Raw genomic sequence first — 18,037 nt, forward strand, 5'->3', positions numbered from 1 at the left:
ATCCGCGTGTACGACAAAAAAGATATTTAGCCGACGAGGCAGGAGAAGACGCGTGAGGAATTTCAGGAAAACTGTTCGGCCTGCCGTGATGGCGGGTGTTATCTGCTCGGCTGCACTCGCTGGAAATGCGCATGCGCAATCGGCCGGTAGCTTTACGCTGGCGACAGGGTGGCTTTACGTAGCGCCACAGGGTCATGCCACGCCGCTTACCGTGGAAAGCGTGGGCGGTATGCCGGTCAACCAGCAATTGACAGGGACGGGTGCACACGCGTCGTCGACGAATACGCTCGGCATCACGACCGAGTACTACGTGACCGACCACATCGGCATCGCCACGCTCTTTGGCCTGCCACTGACGGTGAATCTGGATGGCGAAGGGACGCTCGGGAAGTACGGCACCCTGGGCACGACGAGGCCGATGCCGCCCGCCGTCGAAGTTCGATATCACCTGTTCGACGCCCAGGCGAAATTTCGTCCTTACGTCGGTTTGGGTGTGAACTACACGTGGTTCACGCAGGTCCGCGCAACCAACCACCAGTTCATTACGGATAGTGTCGGTCCGGGCGGATCGATACACGCGACCCTCAGTGCATCGTGGAACCCCGTGTTCGAGGTCGGGGCAAGTTACACGTTCGCCAAACACTGGTCGGTCGGAGCGTCGGTTGGCTACATGCCGCTCCAGACGCACATGACCATATACGGACAGACGGCAAACGGAACGCAGATCGTCTCGAAGTCGACGCTCCGGATCGAACCCATCAACGTTTTTGTGAACGTCGCGTACACGTTCTAGCGGGACGTCCAGCGGTCCCTTACATCAATCGTGGCGGCTCGTGCCGCCAACGCTTCAATCGCGAGATTTGCCATGCTCATCGAAGACATCGAATACGTCATTTTCCGCCATCCGGACCTCGCTGCCGTCCGCGACTTCATGGTCGATTACGGCTTGCTGGACCTGCAGCAGGGCGGCGGCGACGCGCTTTATCTGCGCAGCTACGGCGACGCGCCTTTCTCCTACGTTTCGACGCAAGGCGAGGCGGCGTTTGTCGGTGTCGGGTTCCGCGTGGGCTCGCGCGAGGCGCTCGATACGTTGGCGGCCCGCTTCGACTCGCCCGTGACCGATTGCCCGCATCCGGGCGGAGGCCTGTACACGGTGGGCGCCGATCCCGATGGCCGTCGGCTGGAGTTCGTGTTCGGTGCGGAACGTTCGCCGGTGATTCCGTCGGGCGGCGCGCCGATCGTGTGGAATGACGCGCACGCCAAAAACCGGCGGGGCCACTTCCAGCGCCCGGCCTTCGGCCCGTCTCACGTTCAGCGGCTCGGCCATGTGGCCGTCTTCTCGCCGGACCCGCAGGGAACGATCGCATGGTACGGCGAAACGCTCGGCATGAAGGCGTCGGAACTCATTTACCAGGGCGACGAGAAAAACGTCGTGGCCGCCTTCATGCACCTGGAGACTGGCGCGGCATGGACCGATCATCATACGTTGGCCATTGTCGGCGGCAAGGCGGCGGGCCTCGACCACGCCTCTTTCGAATGCCGCGATATCGACGATGTGGGCATCGGCCACATGATCATGGCCGATAAGGGCTACAAGCACCGCTGGGGCATCGGCCGCCATTTCCACGGCAGCCAGATTTTCGACTACTGGACCGATCCCGCCGGCTTCCACGTCGAACATTACGTGGACGGCGACCTCGTCAACAGCGACTCGCCGACGCTGAGCTATCCGTTCGGACGCGAGACATTGTTGCAATGGGGCCCGGCTTTCCCGGGTCTTTGAACCACCACGAAACATGACCGGACCCGCCTGAGCGGCTTGCCCGCTCGGCGGAGCCGGTCCGTCATTCCCTGATGATTGCACCTGCGCAGCCTTCCCATTGGATCAAAAAGTGAAACGACAGATCCTCAAAACCATTCTCTTTGCCCTGCCCAAGGTCCTCGACCTGACGGCACGCCGCTTTCCTGCCTATCGCGATCGGCTGAAGGAACGTGATCTCGTTGCGTGGATCGGGCTCATGGATCAAAGCGTCGGTCGCGTCATCAAGATCAAGAACGGCCGCATCCGGTCGTGTGCGGGCACGCATCCGCAGCCCGACGTCCGCATGATGTTCAAGGACGTGGCCACTGCCCTGAAATTTCTCTCCCCCAGTCCGGACTACCTGGAAATCATCCACGCGGCGAAAAATTTCAAGGTTGTGACCGAAGGCGAAGATGAACTGTTGGTGTGGTTCATGCAAACGCTCAGCATGATGCAAACCATCAGCCTGCCGATGGGTACGCCCATGCGTGACGGCACGCAGCGCTACACCACGTGCACCAACGGCGGCCCTCTGTTCGTGTACGTGAAGGATGGACGCATCGTTCGCGTGACGCCGGTCGATTTCGACAGCAAGGATGCACCGAGTTGGGAAATCGAAGCGCGCGGCCGCCGTTTCACCCCCCCACGACGCGGCCTCGTCGCGCCGCACGCGTTGTCGATCAAGTCGCTCGTCTATTCCGAGAAGCGCATCCTTCACCCGATGAAGCGCGTCGATTTCGACCCTGATGGCGAACGTAATCCGCAAAACCGTGGCAAGTCCGGCTACGTGCCGATCAGCTGGGACGAGGCGCTGGATATCGTCGCGAAGGAGATCAACCGGCAAAAGCGTGTTCACGGCCCGGGCTCCATCACGTTCCCCATGTCGTCGCATCATCAGTGGGGCAATATCGGCTATTACCTCAGTGCGCTCACGCGTTTTGCCAACCTGATCGGCTTCACACGGGTGGCCGCGAATCCGGATAGCTGGGAGGGTTGGTACTGGGGCGCCATGCATCACTTCGGCAACTCGATGCGCGTTGGCGTGCCCTCCGGCTATGGCGGAATCGAGGACTGTCTTAAGGATGCCGAAATGATCGTTTTCTGGTCGAGCGACCCGGAAAGCACGAATGGCGCCTATGCAGGTTTCGAAGGTACGCCGCGGCGTCTGTGGGCAAAGGAACTGGGGATCGAGTTCGTTCATATCGACCCGCACTGCAATCCGACTGCCCAGCTGCTGGGCGGGCGATGGATTCCGGTCCGGCCGCAAACGGACGCGGCCCTCGCCACCGCCATCATGTATGTGTGGCTCAAGGAAGGGCTGTACGACAAGGATTACGTTGCCGACCGGACGACTGGGTTCGACGAATGGCGGGCCTACCTCATGGGCGAGACGGATGGCGTGCCCAAGACGCCCGAATGGCAGGAACGGGAAACCGGCGTGCCCGCCAAAGACGTTCGCGCCCTCGCCCGGCGGTGGGGGACGAAGAAGGTGTATCTCGCCGTCGGAATGACGGGTGCGGGATTCGGCGGCGCTGGACGCGGTGCGACGGGCGCTCAATGGGCGCGTTGCATGATCATGATGATGGCGATGCAAGGATGGGGCAAGCCGGGCGTGAATTTCGGCTGCCTCCAGATCGGGGCTCCGCACGACCTCAACTTCTACTTTCCCGGCTACGCGGATGGTGGGATGTCGGGCGAGCTCGCGTGGACCGCGAACGCCGTGAACAACTATCAACGCATGCCGCACATCCTGACCATGAATCCGGTCAAGCAGATGGTGCCGCGGCAGCAGTTGCCCGATGCGATCATCAACGGCCATGCCACAGGCTATCTCTGGGACGGCATGTCCCAGGAAGCGCAATTCGCGCCGTTCACTTACCCGATGCCTGGCTATTCGCCGATTCACATGATCTACCGCTATGGTGGCTCATCCTTCAGCACGGTCACGAAATCGGGGCGCTGGGCCGACGCGTACCGTCACGAGAGCATCGAGTTCGTGGTCAATCAGTCGATCTGGATGGAAGGCGAGGCGCAGTTCGCCGACATCATTCTGCCCGCATGCACATCGCTGGAGCGATGGGACATCGGCGAATGGTCGAATTCCGGCGGCTATGCGCATCACGGCTACAACACGGTCAATCACCGTATGATCACCCTGCAGCACAAGTGCATCGAGCCGCTGGGCGAGTCCCGCTCCGACTATGACATCTTCACCGCTATTCTGAGCCGTCTTGGACTCGGCAGCGTGTTCACCGAGGGCTGCAGCGAGCTGGATTGGGTCAAGCGGGTTTTCGAGTCGTCGGATCTGCCCGATCACATTTCGTGGCGCGATTTCTGCCGCAAGGGCTATTTCGTCGTTCCGACCGAAAAGCCGGAGTTGCGCTCCCCGGTGGATATGCGCTGGTTCGCGGAAGGCCGCCGCAAGGATTTGCCGGAACCGCATCCGATGCCGTCGCAGTACGCCGAAAAATTCGGCATGGGCCTGCAGACGCCTAGCGGCAAGCTAGAGTTCGTTCCCGAGTTGCTGAAACGGCATACGGCGGACAACCCCGAGCGACCGGCAGTCAACCGGTACATCCCGTCGTGGGAGGGCCTGCGTTCCACACTGGCCCAGCGCTATCCGCTGCAGCTGATCGCCACGCATAGCCGTTACAGTTTCCACACCCATTGCGACGGCAAGAACTCGTCGGTCAACAGCATCGAAGATCATCGCGCGTTGATCGGCGGACATCGCTTCTGGCTGCTGCGACTCGGTGCCGCCGACGCAGCGGCCCGCGGCATTGCGCATCGCGATCTCGTCAAGGTCTACAACGACCGGGGCGCGGTGATCTGCGCGGCCGATGTATCGCCCCTGGTCGCTGCCGGCGTGGTCAAGTCTTACGAAGCGAGCGCCGAATTCCAGTTGATCGAAATAGATGGCGAGCAAGTCGAAATCGGCGGCTGCATGAACCTGCTGACCCCGGATCGTCCCCAGACAACGGGCACGAGCAGCATGAGTCCGAATTCATGTCTCGTGCAGGTGGAAAAGTGGAAAAGCGCGGAGGCTTTCATGATCCGTCGCGCGGCCTGAGGAGCAGACGATGAGCAAATGGAATCTGATTATCAAGGTTGGGCAATGCGAGAATTGCCAGAACTGCGTCATCGCTGCGCGCGATGAGCACGTCGGCAATGACTTTCCTGGCTACGCCGCGCCTGCCGCGGCCAGTGCCGAAAGCCCCATTCGCATCCTGCGCCGCGTGCAGGGCGACTCGCACATGGTCGAAACGACGTATTTGCCGGTGATGTGTAATCACTGCGGCGACGCCCCCTGCATGCGCGTCGCCGGCGATGCGATCCGCAGGCGTTCCGACGGCATCGTCATCATCGATCCGGAAAAGGCGCGAGGGCGCAAGGACATCGTCAAGTCCTGCCCGTACAAGGCGATCGTCTGGAACGAGGAACTGCAACTGCCGCAGACGTGGATCTTCGACGCCCATCTGCTCGACCAGGGCTGGCAGCATCCGCGTTGCGAGCAGGCGTGCCCCACTGGCGTCTTCGAGACCGTCAAGCTCGACGACGCCGCCATGGCGGAAAAGGCACGACGCGAAGGGCTCGAGGTTTTGCGGCCGAATCTCGAAACGAAGCCTCGCGTATGGTATAGCGGCTTGAAACGCTGGCAAAGCTGCTTCATAGGCGGAAGCGTCAGTGCGACGGTCGAGGGCGTAGTTGAATGCGTCGCTGGCGCAGCGATTGTCCTGTACGCCGGCGATCAACGCGTCGCTGACACTGTCTCCGACGCATTCGGCGATTTTCGCTTCGACGGTCTCGAGAAAAATAGCGGCATGTACCGGGTCGAGATTCGTCATGCGCTAGGCAATGCATCGCGCGAGTGTGCGGTCGGCGAAAGTGTGTATCTGGGCGAAATCGGCCTCGCGCTCACGGCCAGCGAGGTCGAGGCCAACTGACGCCAACCGACGCGCCCGTCTCACGGCAGTACTTGGCTCGGCGGCGTGGTTCAACCGCCGAGGGGCTCGCTCGCGCCCTCAATTTTGATATTGACTAAATAATCAGTTATGATTCTAATGTTGACTATCCGCTGGGCGGCCTGAGCCGGTTTCAGCGGAGTCATCGAGAAACGGCGATTTCACCGGTTCGTTTCTTTGCGCAGACGACCACGTACGGTGAGATCGCCTTTAGCTACGCCATGAAGCCCGAACGCCTGAGCCACGCGCGCAGAAAAGAGCAGACCCGGGAGCGCCTGTACGGCGCCGCAAGGACCATGTTCCTCGGGAAGGGTTTCGCGGCGACGAGCGTCGAGGACATCGTTGAGGCCGCCGGGTACACGAGGGGCGCCTTCTACTCCAATTTCCGGAGCAAACAGGAACTGCTGACCGAACTGCTGCGGCGCGACGCCGAAGCCGCGCATGCGGATCTGCGGGCGATCTTTGAAGAGGCCGGCACGCCAGAGCAAGCGACGGCGCGCGTGATTGCCAGGTTCGTCCGTTCCTGGCGGGAGCGCGAATGCTTTCCGCTCTGGGTCGAGGCGTACCTGCTCGCACGCCACGACAGCGCCTTTCAGGAGCGGATTCACGCATTGCGGCGCGAGAAGCTTTTGCAGGTCGGCGCCCATATTCAAACGCTCCTGACGCAAAACGACAACGCATTGCCGCTGCGGTCGGACGCGCTCGCGCTCGGCTTCGTGAGCCTGTGCGAAGGCATGCAGCTCCTTAGTCTATGCAATTCGCAGAGCGCCAGCGACCACACGAATCAAACAGTGCTAGCGGAATTTGCCTCGTCTGTACTGTGTCGGCAGCCAATGGAAAAAAGCACCGCCGACGCATGTCGCACGAGTGCCGCATGGTGGTGAGTCGCTGAGCGAGGCCGCAATGTATTGCGATAGCAATATATCCAGACACTCGAACACGTAGACCATGGAATATATAGAAAGCTTGCGTCTCTTCCGCACGATCGTCGAAGTGAGAAACTTCCGGCGCGCGGGCGAAATGTTGGACCTGTCACCGTCAGTTGTTTCCCGCTCGATAGCCTCGCTGGAAGAGCGTCTTGGAACACGACTGTTTCACCGCTCGACACGCCAGTTCTCGCTCACCGAAGCCGCGGAGCATTTTTACGAGGGATGCTGTCGCGTTCTCGACGATCTGGACTGTCTGGAGGCGAGCGCCGCAGGTCAAGGACGAATACCGGCGGGTGTATTACGCGTGGTCGCGCACACTACAACTGCGTTGACATGGCTTGCACCGTTGATTGCCTCGTTCAAGCGAAAACATCCGAATATCACTCTGGATATCACCTTGACCGAGCGCTCTGTCGACCTGACGGCCGACGGATACGACCTGGGCATCGTGCTGCCGTTCATGCTGGCGACGGATCTGGCTGTGACGCGCCTTCTCCAGCGGTTGCCACTGGTCGTCGTCACAACGCAGGCATACCTGGCGAGGCGCGCGCCGCCGCGGCATCCAGCCGACCTGGCCGATCATGTGTTTGTCACGGTGCCCCCCTCGATGCACAAGCCGGCGCTTACCTTCCGGATTGAGCGCGAAAACGTCGCAGTGCCAATCAAGTACGAAATTGCCTCGAATAACCCGCTATTCAACCGCGACATCATCCTCGAGGGATTCGGCGTGGGCTTGCTTCCCTTCGCGATCGTGGAACAGGACATCAAGGCTGGCCGGCTCGTGCGTCTGCTGGAAAACTTCGAGATCGTCGACACGGCGGCGGAAGTCCGACTGGCCTATATCGGGCGTGCGCTGTTGCCCGCAAAGGTCCGGGCATTCATCGACCATACCGCGGAGTTTTTCGAACTGGGCATGGGAGCTGCCCCCCGCCCGACGACGACTCACGCCGCGTCGGCTGCAGAATCGGCCGGGACGGAAGATGCCGGGGCCAGCTGCGAGGAAGGGGGTTGGTCTTGTTTATGACCCATGTGCTGCCTCCGTTGTCCGGACGTGGGTTAGGGTAAGACCGACGAAGTCTACGGCTTTCGAGAACGGCACGCAGTCGTAGATAGAGCGGTCAAGCGTATGGCGGCACAGCCTGAGTCGGCTCATGCGGACTTGCGGCGGCACACCGGGCAAGTTTCGAGATCGGCCTTCCCCCTGTGTCAGTCCGGCATCATCGATGAATCATGAGATCGCCGTGGCGCCGGCCAATTCGCGGAAAGCCGAAATCACGGCGCTGTTCGACCGGTGCAACGCGGCGTTGGCAACCGGCGACGCCGACACCGTCGCAAAGCGATACCCCCAATGCCGTGGTCGAACCCACGGTCTCAAATCAGCTCCACAGAACGTCTGCCAAATCAAGAGACGGTGCCTTCCGATGAGGGTAAAGTTTCTGACCCGTCTGGCCGATATATCGACGGACGCGTCTTCCAGGTGAGTTGGGTCAAGGCATGTCATTCGCGTGTTCTGCCGTACATCTTCCGGCTTGTCCGGTCTCGTACAATCAAGCGGGCCCGCGCAGACCGAGGCAATAAAGGCCCTGGTCTTTCGCGCCGGGATTTTCCAGGCATTTCGAAGGACCATGATTCGCTTTCTAAGCTCGCTTTTTGCCAGGCCGAAGCCGTTTGTCTATGCCGGGATTGGAATCACGCTCGCGACCACGGGAGTGACGGTCGCCTCGCTTTACGAAATGCGGCTCGACGCGATGGCGCAGGCGCGCGATGCTGCCCAGAACCTCGTGATTTCGCTGCAAAAGGAGATCGAGCGCAATCTCGACATGTATCAGCTTGCCATGCGCGACGTTGCGACAAGCACCGAGACCCCTGGCATCGTCCGGCTTCCCCCTGAGGTCCGCCAGCTCGTCGCGTTCAGCTCTTTCACCGATTCGAGGGAATTGGGTGCCATGTTTGCGACGGACGCAACGGGCAATCTCGTACTCGACTCGCGTTCGATTTCGCCGCGAAAGATCAATGTCAGCGCCCGCGATTACTTCCGGATTCAGCGGCAGCAGACGGATGCCGGCCTTTACGTCAGTGCGCCTTTCGTGCCTTACAGCGCGGATTCCGAACAGCCGGTGATCGCGATGAGCCGGCGGCTCGAAGACAAGGACGGCCAATTTTCGGGTATCGTCGCTGGCACGCTGCGACTGAGCTTTTTCCGGCAGCTTTTCGAAGACTCGATCCTTGGTCGGCACGACACGATTACGTTACTGCGTACGGACGGCACGGTCCTCATGCGCCAACCGTTTCACGAGAGTGACATCGGCAAGTCCCTCGCGAGCGGCCACTCGTTCCAGCCGCTCGTGCAATCCGATCACGGTACCTACGTCGATATAGCCGTGCTTGACCATGTCGAGCGCCTCTACACTTTCCGGCGGGTTGGAAGCTATCCGCTCATCGTCGTCGTGGGCCTTGCGACAGACGACATCTTCGCTGGATGGCGCAAACGTGCGATCGCAATCGGTATCGCGAGCATCGTTCTCGATGCGCTTCTCATCCTGCTCTCGCTGATGTTCGGCACACAATTGCGCAAGAGATTGGCCGTGGAGCGCCGCTTGCAGCGACTTGCGTGGTTCGATTCGCTGACGGGCCTGCCCAACCGGGCTCAGCTTCAAAGAGAGGCGCTCCGGATTTTGACGGACACCAGCCGGAACGGATCGACGCTCGCGGTACTATTCATCGATCTTGACCGGTTCAAGCGCGTCAACGACACGCAGGGCCATGCAGTCGGCGATGAGGTATTGAGTGAAATTGCACGGCGCCTGCGAAAGGAGATCCAGCCCGACGATCTGATCGGCCGCCTTGGCGGAGACGAGTTTCTCGCCGTTGTGCAGGACTGCGACGTGCTGAAGGCCAAACATGTTGCGGCGCGAATTCTGCACGCCGTCTCCCAACCCATACTCATCAACTCCGGGCAGGACACCCGCATCACGATCAGCGCCAGCATCGGGATTGCGCTCTGCCCGCACGACGGGGAAGAACCCGATACCCTGCTGCGTAACGCGGACCTGGCGATGTATCAGGCCAAGCGCGCGGGTCGCAACCAGGTGCGGTTCTATGCGCCCGACTACGAGCGTCAGGCGAAGGAGCAACTCGAGCTCGAAATTGCGTTGCAGCAGGCATTGCGAAGCAACGCCCTGAGCGTGGCGTATCAGCCCAAGACCGATGCCATAGGGGCGCTATGTGGTGTCGAGGCGCTCGTGCGGTGGGACAACGACGGGCAGGGCGTCATTGCGCCGGATCGCTTCATCGTCATCGCGGAGGAAAGCGGACTGATCGCGGAGATGGATGCCTGGGTGATGGGTGAGGCCTGCAGGCAACTTGCGCAGTGGCGAGCCGAGGGTCTAGACGTACCCAACATCTCGGTGAACGTTTGCGCCGCCGACTTCAAGCGTCCGGACTACCCGGGCTTGGTCAACGATACGCTTCGGTCTCATGGTCTGGTTGCTTCGGACCTGACGCTCGAAATGACCGAGCGCGTCCTGTTCGATGAATCAGTCGCCGACATTCGCAAATCGCTCGATGCCCTCCATGCCATGGGCATCGCGCTGTCGATCGACGATTTCGGCACCGGCTACTCGTCTCTGAGCTACCTTCACCGGTTCCCTTTGAAAGAACTGAAAATCGACAAAAGCTTCGTTCAAGGCATCGGGCGGGACGCAATGGCGGAATCGCTGGCGCAAACGCTGATCCACATCGGCAAGATCCTGAAGCTGACTGTGACTGCGGAAGGGGTTGAAACACATGCGCAGCGCGACTTTCTGGCCGCGCACGGCTGCCATCTTTATCAAGGGTTTCTGTTCTCGCGGGCGCTCGCGCCTCGCGACTTCGCGCGCTGGGTGCGAGCGCATCGGTCATGCGCATCGGCAGGCGATCCGGAAGCTCGAGCCAAACCACTCTGAGCTTCCCCAACCCGGAAGATGACACCAGACAACGACTACCGGGTGTTTCCGGTGTGGCCGAGCGAATAGCGGCCGGGCTGCGGCCACACGGTCAGTCCGTGCGGCTCCATCCCCACGGGAATCGATTTGACGGCACCCGTCGTCGTATCGATCGCATAAACGGCGTCGTCGAAGCGCCCTGACAGCCACAGCGTTTTCCCGTCGGCGCTCACGTTGCCCATGTCGGGACTGCCGCCGCCCGGGATCGGCCAGGTGACGAGCACCTTGCGCGTCGCGAAGTCGATCACCGACACGCTGCCCTTGCCATGGCGCGCCCCATGAATTTCGTTCGAGCCGCGATTGGCGACATATAGCTTCGTGCCGTCGCGGCTCGTATAGAGCCCGTGCGCGCCGACGCCCGTAGGGATGAACCCGATCTTCTGGAAGCTATCGCCGTCGACGAGAAATACACCGTCGGCCATCATGTCGGCCACATAGAACACCTTACCGTCCGGCGAGATGCGGATGTCCTGCGGCATGCCTTTCTTGTTGAGTTCCAGATAGCCGGCCACCTTGCGATTGACCAGGTCGATCTTGGCGAGCTGGCCGCCGAATTCGCAGGTGAAGATCGCGTACTTGCCGTCGATCGAAAAATCGGCGTGATTGATGCCCTTGCATTGCGGTACATCGAGGCTGGATTTCAGCGCCATCGTGTGCGCATCGCGGAAGTCCAGCCGCGCATGGGCTTCGGCCACCACGATGGCTTCCTTGCCGTCGGGCGTGAAGTACATGTTGTACGGATCGTCCACCATGACTTCCTTACCCGGCTTGCCGGTTTTCGGGTCGATCGGCGTCAGGCTGCCGTTGGTGCGGCCCTCCGCATTGTTCGCGACCCATAGCGTCTGGAGATCCCAGGACGGCACGATGTGTTGTGGACTGTACCCAACGGGGAAACGGTCGACGACTTTGTAGGTGGTCGGGTCGATCACATAGACATCCTTCGAACGCAGGTTCGGCACGTACACACGCGAAAGCGCGCCCGAGACCGCGGGACTCATGTGGCCGGCCGTTGCTTCGCTATACAGATTATCCGGATTGACCACGGGCGGCATGCCCTGCACGGTGGTCACGGCCGGAGCCGCCGACGCGCTTGCGGAGTGACCACCAAGTGCGACGAATATGGCGGACGCGATGCCCGCGAAGTGCCGCAAATTCAATTGCATGACAAGGTTCCCTTATTGGATGCTGGATGGCTCGAATGAGCTGATCGGTAGCGGTGGTGATTGCGCTCTCGCTCAATTGGCGGCCAATGGTGCTAATGGACGCCGGTTTCCTTCCTGATGCTCTCGATGGTGCGCGACACGATTGCATCGGTGCCGAGCTTGCCCAGCTCGACGCTCGAATGCCGCGGATCGCCGCCATACACACCGTCCGCGGCGCCCGGCTGTGGCGCGTTGCGCAAGCTTTCGCTCCTCACCATCTGAGGTGCGACGGCAAGAAGAAGAGACGTATCCGCAAGGCCGGCGTGCGTGCCGATTTCGTTGTCCGGCACGCCGTGCTGTCGAAGGATTTGCGCGTAGCCATCCGAGCTCGTGCCGTAGTACTCCGACGGCACGAATGCGCGCGCGCCCGAGCCTGCCCATGCCGAATTCAACTGGGCGACGACATGACGGATGTCCTTCTCGTAGCCGCCGTGATCGCCGAGAAAGACGATGTTCTTGAAGCCATGAATCTTGAAGCTGTTGGCCGCCGACATCAGCGTCTTCTCGAACACATCGTCGGTCACGGTGATCGTGCCGGGGAATCGCATATGCGAGGTGGGCGGCGCGTAGCTGCCCTCGGGCACATAGGCGATGACGGGCGCGACGATCGCATTGCCGAGCCCTTGCGCAACGCGCTCAGAGAGAACCTTAACGCGGACGTTGTGCTTCCCGAGCGCGACATAGGGTCCACTCTGCTCGGTGCCGCCGATCGGGATGATGATCGTGGTCTTGCCCGCGTGAATCTGGTCGCGCAGTTCCGTCCATGTCAGATTCTCCAACTCCACCGTTGCCGGTGCTTGCGCGAAAGCAGCGTGACCAAGAGCAAAAAACACAGCTGCTGCGGCAGCTTGTCGCACCATAAGTTTCATCGCAAATCCTCAACGGATATATTGTTACGCCCACGCGAACGGGGCAGAGGCGCTTTCGCGTTGCCGAAAGCAACGGTCATGCGCCGTTCAGGGTTGACAGGGAATCTCGTGCATACCTGCGGCATTTTGATTCACCATAAGCCCAGTTTTTCTTTCGATGATACGCCCAGCAGCAATCGGCAACGCTCTGTTCAAAGTGCGAATCGTCAATGACGAATCGATGTTTCGCGACCAATTGCCTCGGCATCTCAAAAAGATAATTGCGTTTGCTCAATACAAAACGGATTTGAGGCGATGAGTTGTGTGATTACAACTATGGGTGCAGCGAAGTGGGGATATATTTCGTGCCGTCAGAGCTAGCGCGCTTTAGCTTGCTTTTTGCGCTCTGTAAATGAGTGGATGCCCCAGAAAAGGAACGTGCATGATGAAAGTAAATCTCAACAAGGCCTTGATTGCGGTTGCTGCACTTGGCGCATTCAGCGCCGCGGCACATGCCCAGAGCAGCGTTACCCTCTATGGGTCGCTGGATGCCGGTATCGCGTATGTCAATAACGCTGGCGGCCACAGCGCCTGGCTTCAGTCGAGCAGCCTGATCTCGAACACCTATTTCGGTTTGAGGGGCGCTGAAGACCTCGGCGGCGGCCTGAAGGCGATCTTCAAGCTGGAATCCGGTTTCGATATGTCGAACGGCAAATTCAACAGCACCGGCTCGATGTTCAACCGTCAGGCTTATGTCGGCGTCCAGAGCGACAAATACGGTACGGTTACCCTCGGCAAGCAATATGATTCCGTAGTTGATTACCTCTCGCCGCTTTCGCTGGCTGGTCAGGCAGGGGTGGTCAATCTCGCAGCTCACCCGCTGAACAACGACAATATCGGCGCGCAATACTCGATCAACAATACGGTCAAGTATGAAAGCGCGAACTATGCCGGCTTCCACTTCGGCGGCCTGTACGGCTTCAGCAACGCGCCGGGGCAGTTCGCCAATGGCCGTGCCTGGAGCGTTGGCGCCGGCTACGCGGCGGGACCGCTGACGGTCGCCGCGGCCTATGACCAGACGAATACCGACACCAACGCCGCTGCAAATGCAAGCGCCGCGGCCACGGTGCCGTTGGGCGGCAACGTCAAGCGTACGTTCGGCGTCGGCGCGAACTACGCGTTCGGTCCGGGCACCGCAGGCGTGCTCTGGACGCATACCCGCATTCAGGGCGCCACGGAGGGCGGCATTAACGGCCTGAACGCGCGCTTCGACAACATCGAAGTCAATGGCACGTATGGCCTCACGCCGGCGCTGGCTGTCATCGGCACCTATACCTACACCTACGGCAAGACGACGGGCGCGGGAACGTCTTCGAGCGATCCGAAGTGGCACTCGGCGGTCCTCGCAGCGGACTACTCGCTTAGCAAGCGATCGGACGTCTACCTGGCAGGGGCCTATCAGCACGCTTCGGGCGATGTCTTCAATAACGGTACTGTCGCCATTGCAAACACGGCCAGTATCGCTGGGCTGCTGCCCGCATCGACAACGCAGAGCCAGGTCGCTGTAACGGTCGGCATGCGCCATCGGTTCTAAGGTCGTTTCCGGAGGGGCGGAAAATACGAATCAAGACAGACGTCCACTGGCGTCGACGTGATTTTCCAAACCTCCCGTGTGCTTGCAGGGTGGCCTTATCGAGCGCGCCGGTTTATCCACCGGCGCGCTTTTTTTGTTTGCTCGAAAAGTGCGCCACTTCCGCGGGAAGGCATAACCGCAACCTGCTAAAGAAACCCAGGCAGCGGCCGTTAAATACGGAATGTCGACCCTCTGGTTCGCGGGTCGGCGAGGCGCCGTCACTGGCATTATCGGCCGGATAGAAGGCGGTTCCTCACGAACCGAACCGGGACCAGCGATCCGAAAAAGATCGGCAAAGCGATTGACGATCCCGTTGATCCAGACAGTTTGCGCGGCATGATGAGCGGCAAAGATCCAGGGAGACCGGCGAAGTGGAGTTGACGCTGCTGGCGTTGCAGGACGTCATGCTGACTGCCATGACGGGCAACCTACCGCTCGCCGACACGATGTACGCGCTGTGCAGCGAAGTGCAGCGCATCGCGCCTGAGCTTGTCGTCTCCGCACTGAGGCTGGACGGCACGCGGTGCCGTCCGCTGGCGGCGCCGGGCTTGCCGCTCAGCTACGACGAAGCCGTAAACGGCGTGCCGATCGGACCCGACGTCGGAAGCTGCGGGTCGGCCATGTTCTATGGCGACGCGGTCCTGACACGCGACATTGAAGAGGACCCGAAGTGGCGCACCCTGAAGCACCTGGTGAAACCACTGGGTTTGCGGGCATGCTGGTCCCACCCGATCAAACATCGAAACGGACGCGTACTCGGTAGCCTCGCATTCTATTTCCGCGAGCCCTGCGAGCCGAACGGCTTCCATGCGAAGCTCGCTGAAGTGTGTCTGCGCCTGTGTACGCTGGCGTTCGAATACGAGGAAACCCACGACAGCCTGCAACGTCTCGCTTATTTCGACACGCTGACCACGCTGCCGAACCGTGGCATGCTCGAACGCGAGGCGTCGCGCATCGTCGCCGAGGCCAGGATGGCGGGTTCGAGCGTCGCCGTTCTGATGCTCGACGTCGACCACTTCAAACAGTACAACGACACCCACGGACATCCGGTCGGCGACCGGGCGTTGCGCCTGATCGCGAGCCGCATAGCCGAGGGCGTGGCGAGGCCCGGAGATATTGCCGGTCGCTATGGCGGCGAGGAATTCTGCGTGGTGCTCCAGGGGGCCGGTCACGTGGAGGCCGCCGAGGTCGCGGAATCGATCCGGCGGGCCGTCGAAAGCGGGTATTCCGACGATCTTGCGCACCCGTGGGATGGCTTGACCATCAGTGTCGGCATAGCGGTCTTCGACGGGCATCCCGACGATTCTTTCGAGAAGCTGATCGAGCGGGCGGATCGGTGCCTCTATGAGGCCAAGCGCACGGGACGAAACCGGGTGGTAGGCCCGCGGCAGACCGATGGTCCACAGGGGTCACCGGCCTCGACACCGCGAACCGTGAATCCGGAAGTCGCTGGCGCCGGCGAACCCGAGGACGTCTCCCATCTCTATGGCGACGACCTGGCGCCGCTCATGACGGCGCTCACCGTTGCGCTGAAGCCCGGCATTGGCACGCTCGTCGAGGCATTCCACGAGCATCTCGCTACGCTCGCCGACGCGGGCGAGACGATGCGAAGTCTGTCCGGGCAGGAACGGTCTCGCCTGAAGCAGCAGCACATCGGGAACCTGATGATGCTGGCTTCGCCGAATCTGCGTCTCGCCCGGCATCGCGCCGCCTGCCTGAAGCTGGGGCGCATCCACGCCATCTTCGGGCTGAGCCGACGGGATCTGTCGCACAGTCACGAAGTGCTGCATTCGCTGCTCATGCGGCATGTCGACGCGGCTGCGCATCAAGTGTCGCTGGCGACGCTCTCCAGACGGTTGAGCCGCGATCTGACCTGGCAGATCGAAGCGTCGCGCATCGTGTGGGAAACCTTGCAGGACGTGCTGCGCCGTATTACCGAGCTGGCGTGGAGCGCCAGGAGCCACGCCGAACTGATCGGCAAGGCCGCGTCCATCATCGGTGCGCTGGATGGCTGCGTCGGCTGTTCGTTTGGACGTCCGGACATCGGCGGCCACTTCCGCTTCGAAGCCGTTTGCGGCGTGCCGCTGCAGGCCTATCTCGCGGATCTGGAGGCTTCGGCTTCCAGCCAGATCACGAACGGCGGCATCGCGCTCGGCCAGGGACCGACGGGGCGGGCGTGGACGACCGGGCGGGTCGAACGCTGCATCAACTTCGAAACGGATCAGCGCGTGGACCCTTGGCGTGCTGTCGCGAGGCGCTACTCGATCCGTTCGAGCGTGGCGATTCCGCTGTGTCCGCCGAATCAAACGCCGGGCACGATTCTGACCTTGTACAGCGAATTGCCCGGCGGCTATTCATCGCCCGAGCAGACCGCCTTCGTCAGGCAGCTTCAGGCATTGCTGACATTTGCCGTCGTGCGCCTGGAAGGCTGGCGGCCGCGCGTCGAACAGGCGCTTCCCTGGTCGACGCGCCAGCGCTGGGCGAGCCTGATCGGGACGTCTGCGCTCGAAATGCATTATCAGCCGATCAGGGATCTGGTTTCGGGCAGCGTCGCTCGGGCCGAAGCGCTGGTCCGCTTGCGCGACGGGGGCGAACTCCTTGCCCCGGGCAGTTTTTTTCCGAGCCTTTCGCGGGAAGATTTCGTTGTGGTCTACGCTCAGGGGCTGCATCAGGTCCTGGACCAGCAGAATCGCTGGTTGCGCGAAGGGATCGACGTTCAGGTGTCCGTCAACCTGCCGGCCGATGCGCTCAGCGATTCGCGCTATTACGAAATTACCCGCGAGGCGCTGCGCCAACAGGGTTGCCACCCGCAGCGCCTGATGCTGGAGGTGCTGGAGACATCGGATGCCGTTCCGGACGATGGAGGCCAGCGGGGCCTGGAGAAGTTCCGCGCGCTGGGCGTCAGACTTGCCGAAGACGATCTGGGGTCGGGCCACAGCGGGCTGGACCGTCTGTGCAAGTTGCCGTTCGATGTGATCAAGCTTGACCGCAGTCTGTTGCTGGGCATCGAGCGAACGCCCGTCGACGTGCTGAGTTCGATCTATCAGTTGACCAACCTGTGTCATGCGCTCGGCAAGAGCGTGGTGGTGGAAGGCGTCGAATCGGCGGACCTGATCGATGCCGTTGCACTGCTGGGGGCCGACGCCGTTCAGGGCTATGCGATTGCACGCCCGATGCCGGCGGCACAGTTCACGGACTGGATGCGAATCCATGCCGATGCCTACCGGCCGGCCGGCCCGGCAGATCCCTCAGGGCGTTTCGCGAGGCTGGCGAAGCTGCTGATCTGGGATTCCCATTTGCATTTGCTGTTTGGGCCCGCTCAATCGCGTGTCTATGAATTTGCGACGACTCGCCGGCCGGTTTTGCCATTCACTTCAATCAGTGCAGCGTTGCAGACATCGCTTCTGGACGCGGCAATGCGCCACGGTATAAGCGGACCGGAATATCGGGCCGCACGAGAGAGGCTGATCGCCGCGTTGAGCGGTGAGTGATTGATGGCGGCCCGCATGCTCGCCACGCCTGACCTCCACAGGCAGCGAAGTCCGCACCCTGTCGACTGCACGACATCGCAGATCCGATACCGAATCCAGCTTGCGCGCACCTTTCTATAATTTGCATACCGAAATATCACCAGCCGGAGCGAGCGCTGCGAGACGGACGCCGCGCTGATATCTCCTGC

At 61.3% G+C, this 18,037-nt stretch carries 11 protein-coding genes; 9 read left to right on the top strand and 2 right to left on the bottom strand.

Annotation, left to right across the window (positions count from 1 at the left end; translation table 11 throughout):
• Positions 1-88: 88 nt before the first annotated feature.
• From VSR34_RS19610 to VSR34_RS19640, 7 genes are all read left to right on the top strand, one after another.
• A complete protein-coding gene (locus VSR34_RS19610) occupies positions 89-793 on the top strand; it encodes an OmpW family outer membrane protein (RefSeq protein WP_036020609.1) in 705 nt (234 codons plus the stop codon).
• A gap of 72 nt (positions 794-865) precedes the next feature.
• Positions 866-1,783, top strand: coding sequence for a VOC family protein (locus VSR34_RS19615; RefSeq protein WP_028214217.1), 918 nt, complete (start codon positions 866-868; stop codon positions 1,781-1,783).
• A 109-nt stretch (positions 1,784-1,892) separates the two neighbouring features.
• The gene (locus VSR34_RS19620; RefSeq protein WP_342963249.1) at positions 1,893-4,871 is read left to right on the top strand and encodes a molybdopterin-dependent oxidoreductase; all 2,979 of its coding nucleotides are present in this window, start codon (positions 1,893-1,895) and stop codon (positions 4,869-4,871) included.
• 10 nt (positions 4,872-4,881) lie between these two features.
• The gene (locus VSR34_RS19625; RefSeq protein WP_028214219.1) at positions 4,882-5,745 is read left to right on the top strand and encodes a 4Fe-4S dicluster domain-containing protein; all 864 of its coding nucleotides are present in this window, start codon (positions 4,882-4,884) and stop codon (positions 5,743-5,745) included.
• Positions 5,746-5,984: 239 nt separating this feature from the next.
• Entirely contained in the window at positions 5,985-6,647 is a 663-nt protein-coding gene (locus VSR34_RS19630; RefSeq protein WP_036020613.1) for a TetR/AcrR family transcriptional regulator, read from the top strand.
• A gap of 64 nt (positions 6,648-6,711) precedes the next feature.
• Positions 6,712-7,716: a LysR substrate-binding domain-containing protein gene (locus tag VSR34_RS19635; protein ID WP_342963250.1), complete on the top strand. Its 1,005-nt coding sequence runs from the start codon at positions 6,712-6,714 to the stop codon at positions 7,714-7,716.
• Between the two features lie 601 nt (positions 7,717-8,317).
• Positions 8,318-10,636 carry an EAL domain-containing protein gene (locus tag VSR34_RS19640; RefSeq protein WP_342963251.1) on the top strand — a complete coding sequence of 773 codons (2,319 nt, stop codon included), beginning with the start codon at positions 8,318-8,320 and terminating at the stop codon, positions 10,634-10,636.
• Positions 10,637-10,671: 35 nt separating this feature from the next.
• Here the strand turns inward: VSR34_RS19640 and VSR34_RS19645 are convergent, their stop codons facing one another.
• Entirely contained in the window at positions 10,672-11,838 is a 1,167-nt protein-coding gene (locus VSR34_RS19645; RefSeq protein ID WP_342963252.1) for a YncE family protein, read from the bottom strand.
• A 92-nt stretch (positions 11,839-11,930) separates the two neighbouring features.
• Complete coding sequence (locus VSR34_RS19650) at positions 11,931-12,746, bottom strand: creatininase family protein (RefSeq protein ID WP_028214221.1); 816 nt, start codon at positions 12,744-12,746, stop codon at positions 11,931-11,933.
• Positions 12,747-13,170: 424 nt separating this feature from the next.
• Here VSR34_RS19650 and VSR34_RS19655 point away from each other — a divergent pair, with 424 nt between their 5' ends.
• Positions 13,171-14,319: a porin gene (locus VSR34_RS19655; RefSeq protein ID WP_342963278.1), complete on the top strand. Its 1,149-nt coding sequence runs from the start codon at positions 13,171-13,173 to the stop codon at positions 14,317-14,319.
• Between the two features lie 410 nt (positions 14,320-14,729).
• Positions 14,730-17,849, top strand: a complete 3,120-nt coding sequence (locus tag VSR34_RS19660; RefSeq protein WP_342963253.1) for a diguanylate cyclase — start codon at positions 14,730-14,732, stop codon at positions 17,847-17,849.
• The last annotated feature ends 188 nt before the right edge of the window (positions 17,850-18,037 follow it).

It is taken from the genome of Paraburkholderia sp. JHI2823 (assembly GCF_038900695.1).
Taxonomy (GTDB): Bacteria; Pseudomonadota; Gammaproteobacteria; order Burkholderiales; family Burkholderiaceae; genus Paraburkholderia; species Paraburkholderia mimosarum.